Consider the following 4425-nt stretch of genomic DNA (forward strand, 5'->3'; position numbering starts at 1 on the left):
GCGCCGGTGGCACCGAAGCAGGCCCCGGCGGAAGCCGACTGGCGCCGTCGCATCGAGCCCGATCCGGTGCTGCTGTTCCGCTATTCGGCGCTGACCTTCAACGGCCATCGCATTCACTACGACCGCAGCTACGTCACCGGCGTAGAAGGCTATCCCGGCCTGATCGTGCACGGTCCGCTGATCGCCACGCTGCTGGTCGATCTGCTGGGTCGCAGCCTGCCGCTGGCGCGCCTGCTGGAGTTCAACTTCCGCGCCGTCGGCAGCCTGTTCGACATCGAGGCCTTCGAGATTTGCGGCAAGTTGTCGGCCGACGGCAAGCGTGCCGAGTTGTGGGCGCAGAACCTGCGCGGCGAACTGGCGATGCAGGCCGAAGCCGTGCTGGCCTGACGAAGAAAATCCAGTCATTTCAACCAATCAGCAGGAGAACCATCGATGTCCCTTCAGTCCTCTTCGCCGGACGCCTATCAGGACTTGCGCGACGCCGTGCGCGATCTTTGCAGTACCTTCCCGCCGGAGTACTGGCGCAAGGTCGATGAAGCACGCGGTTATCCGGAAGAATTCGTCGACGCGCTGACCAAGGCAGGCTGGCTGGCGGCGCTGATTCCGGCCGAGTACGGCGGCTCCGGACTTGGCCTGACCGAAGCCTCGGTGATCATGGAAGAGATCAATCGCACCGGCGGCAACTCCGGCGCCTGCCACGGCCAGATGTACAACATGGGCACCTTGCTGCGCCATGGTTCCGCCGAGCAGAAGCAACTGTATCTGCCCAAGATCGCCAGCGGCGAATTGCGCCTGCAGTCGATGGGCGTGACCGAGCCGACCACCGGCACCGACACCACCAAGATCAAGACTACCGCGGTCAGGAAGGGCGACCGCTACGTCGTCAACGGCCAGAAGGTGTGGATCTCGCGCATCCAGCATTCCGACCTGATGATCCTGCTGGCGCGCACCACGCCGCTGGATCAGGTCAAGAAGAAGTCGGAAGGCATGTCGATTTTCCTGGTCGATCTCAAGCACGCCATCGCCAACGGCATGTCGGTACGGCCGATCCTCAACATGGTCAACCACGAGACCAATGAACTGTTCTTCGACAACCTCGAAATCCCCGTCGAGAACCTGATCGGGGAAGAGGGCAAGGGTTTCAAATACATACTCGACGGCCTCAACGCCGAGCGCACGCTGATCGCCGCCGAGTGCATCGGCGACGGCTACTGGTTCATCGAGAAGGCGGCGCAATACGCCAAGGAGCGCGTGGTGTTCGACCGTCCGATCGGCATGAACCAAGGCGTGCAATTCCCGATCGCCGACAGCTATATCGAGCTGGAAGCCGCCAACCTGATGCGTTTCAAGGCCTGTGAGCTGTTCGACGCCCGGCAGCCCTGCGGCGCGCAAGCCAACATGGCCAAGTTCCTCGCCGCCAAGGCCTCGTGGGAAGCCGCCAACGTCTGCCTGCAAACGCACGGCGGTTTCGGTTTCGCCTGCGAATACGACGTCGAGCGCAAGTTCCGTGAGACGCGCCTGTACCAGGTCGCGCCGATTTCCACCAACCTGATTTATTCCTACGTGGCCGAGCACATCCTCGGCCTGCCGCGGTCTTTCTGAGGAACCGGACATGAGTGCAAATTCTTCCCATCCGTCACGCGTGCTGAGCGAATTCCTAGCCGGCCTGCGCTATGACGACATCCCGGCGTCCGTGATCGCGCGCACCGAAGACCTCTACCTCGACTGGTTCGCTTCGGCGCTGGCCGGCAAGGGCGCGCGCCAGATCGACATCATGGAACGTTATGTCGACAAGATGGGGCCGGCTGATGGGCCGAGCACCATCCTGGTCAATCGCAAGCACAGCTCGCCCTATTTCGCCGCGCTGGTCAATGGCGCCTCGTCGCATCTGGTGGAGCAGGACGATGTCCACAACGGCTCCGTGTTCCATCCTGCGGCCGTGGTGTTCCCGGCGGCGCTGGCGGCGGCGCAGGATCTCGGCAAATCCGGCGCCGACCTGCTGGTGGCGGCAGTGGCGGGGTACGAAGCCGGCATCCGCATCGGTGAGTTCCTCGGCCGTTCGCACTACCGCATCTTCCACACCACCGGCACGGCCGGCACCCTGGCCGCAGCGGTGGCAGTCGGCAAGCTGATGGATTTCAACGCCGATCAATTCCTGCATGCGCTCGGTTCGGCCGGTACGCAGGCAGCCGGTTTGTGGGAATTCTTGCGCGACGCCGCCGACTCCAAGCAACTGCATACCGGCAAAGCCGCCGCCGACGGTTTGCTGGCCGCCTACATCACACGCGATGGTTTCACCGGTGCGCAACGGATCCTCGAAGGTGCGCAGGGCATGGCCGCAGGCATGTCGACCGACGCCGACCCGGCCAAGCTGACCGATCGCCTCGGCGAACGCTGGGCCACCGCCGAGACCTCGTTCAAATTCCACGCCTCCTGCCGCCATACGCATCCGGCCGCCGACGCGCTGCAATTGCTGATGCAACGCGAAGGCCTGCAGCACGACCAGATCGCCGCCGTGAATACGCGGGTGCATCAGGGCGCCATCGACGTGCTCGGACCGGTGGTCAATCCGCAGACCGTGCATCAGGCCAAATTCTCGATGGGTACCGTGCTGGGATTGATTGCCGTCCATCAGAGTGCAGGGCTGGGCGAGTTCGAACAGCATGCGCTGCAGGACGGCAAGGTCGGCGTATTCCGCGACAAGGTCCGGATGACGCTGGACGACGAGGTCAACACCGCCTATCCGGCGCGCTGGCTTGGCCGCGTCGAGGTCGACACCGTTGACGGCCGTCATCTGAGCGCCGCCGTCGACGTGCCCAAGGGCGACCCGGACAACACCTTGTCGCGTCCCGAGCTGGAAGACAAGGCGCAGCGGCTGATCCGCTTCTCCAACTCCGCCACGCCGCAGGAAACCGATCGCATCATCGCCCACGCCTGGCAGCTGCATGCGGCGCCGGCCATGAACGATGCATTGAACAACTTATTCGCGAGATAAACCATGATGCCGTCCACCCGTCCTCTCGAAGGCATTACCGTCGTCAGCCTGGAACACGCCATCGCCGCGCCGTTCTGCACGCGCCAGCTGGCCGACATGGGCGCCCGCGTGATCAAGGTCGAACGTCCCGGCGTGGGCGACTTCGCACGCGGCTACGACGAGCGCGTCAACGGATTGTCCTCGCATTTCGTCTGGACCAACCGTTCCAAGGAAAGCCTTACGCTCAACCTCAAGGATGCAGACGGCAAAGCCATCATCGACAAGCTGCTGGACGAAGCCGACGTGCTGGTGCAGAACCTCGCGCCGGGAGCCGCCGCCGGGCTCGGCCTGTCGGCGGCGGTGCTGCACAGGAAAAATCCGCACCTGATCGTCTGCGACATTTCGGGTTACGGCGAGAACGGTCCTTATCGCGACAAGAAAGCCTACGACCTGCTGATCCAGAGCGAAGCCGGTTTCCTGTCGGTGACCGGCACTGCCGACGAGCAGGCCAAGGCCGGGTGTTCGATCGCCGACATCGCCGCCGGCATGTACGCCTACTCACACATCCTGGCGGCGCTGATCAAGCGCGGTCGGGACGGCGAAGGCAGCCACATTGACCTGTCGATGCTGGAGTCGCTGACCGAATGGATGAGCTTCCCGATGTATTACGCTTACCAGGGCGCATCGGCGCCGTTGCGTTCGGGCGCCGAGCACGCAACGATTTATCCCTACGGCCCGTTCACCGCCGGCGACGGCAAGGTGGTCATGCTGGGCCTGCAGAACGAGCGCGAATGGAAAGTGTTCTGCGAATCCGTCTTGCAGGATCCGGCGCTGGCGCAGGATGCACGCTTCTCGACCAACTCGCGCCGTCACGAAAACCGCGCCGAATTGCGCAAGCTGATCCTCGACATGTTCACGCCGCTGACGGCGCAGGAAGTGGTGGCGCGGCTTGACCAGGCGCAGATCGCCAACGCCAGCGTCAACACCATGCAAGACCTGTGGGAGCACCCGCAACTGGCGGCGCGCGAGCGCTGGTGACGCCATCCCGGCGCTTGGCCAGCACACCGACGCCATTCTCGGCAAGCTCGGTTATGCGCAGGCCGAGATCGACGTTTTGCGCGCACGCGGAGCAGTGTGATGACTGCTGTCGTGTCCACTTCGCCGCTCGCACGTTCTTACTTGTTCGTTCCCGCCAACCGGCCCGACCGCTACGATAAGGCGCTGGCCCCCCCTCGTATGGACGCCATCCCGGCGCTTGGCCAGCACACCGACGCCATTCTCGGCAAGCTCGGTTATGCGCAGGCCGAGATCGACGTTTTGCGCGCACGCGGAGCAGTGTGATGACTGCTGTCGTGTCCACTTCGCCGCTCGCACGTTCTTACTTGTTCGTTCCCGCCAACCGGCCCGACCGCTACGATAAGGCGCTGGCCCCCCCCCCCCCCCCCCCCCCC

4 protein-coding genes and 1 pseudogene are annotated in these 4425 nt (G+C 64.0%); all 5 read left to right on the top strand.

Annotated elements, in window-relative coordinates; all coding sequences use genetic code 11:
• Window positions 1-387 (top strand): hypothetical protein (locus HLUSI_RS28165; RefSeq protein WP_016834103.1); only part of this gene is annotated, 387 nt, incomplete at its 5' end.
• Window positions 388-432: 45 nt separating this feature from the next.
• Window positions 433-1602: an acyl-CoA dehydrogenase family protein gene (locus HLUSI_RS0111390; RefSeq protein WP_016834104.1), complete on the top strand. Its 1170-nt coding sequence runs from the start codon at window positions 433-435 to the stop codon at window positions 1600-1602.
• 10 nt (window positions 1603-1612) lie between these two features.
• The gene (locus tag HLUSI_RS0111395) at window positions 1613-2995 is read left to right on the top strand and encodes an MmgE/PrpD family protein (protein ID WP_040503394.1); all 1383 of its coding nucleotides are present in this window, start codon (window positions 1613-1615) and stop codon (window positions 2993-2995) included.
• Window positions 2996-2998: 3 nt separating this feature from the next.
• A pseudogene (locus tag HLUSI_RS28170) lies at window positions 2999-4112 on the top strand (CaiB/BaiF CoA transferase family protein).
• Window positions 4112-4315, top strand: a complete 204-nt coding sequence (locus HLUSI_RS31535; RefSeq protein WP_083830907.1) for a hypothetical protein — start codon at window positions 4112-4114, stop codon at window positions 4313-4315. Before HLUSI_RS28170 ends, HLUSI_RS31535 begins: the two are co-directional and overlap by 1 nt.
• The last annotated feature ends 110 nt before the right edge of the window (window positions 4316-4425 follow it).

Source organism: Herbaspirillum lusitanum P6-12, assembly GCF_000256565.1.
Lineage (GTDB): Bacteria > Pseudomonadota > Gammaproteobacteria > Burkholderiales > Burkholderiaceae_D > Herbaspirillum > Herbaspirillum lusitanum.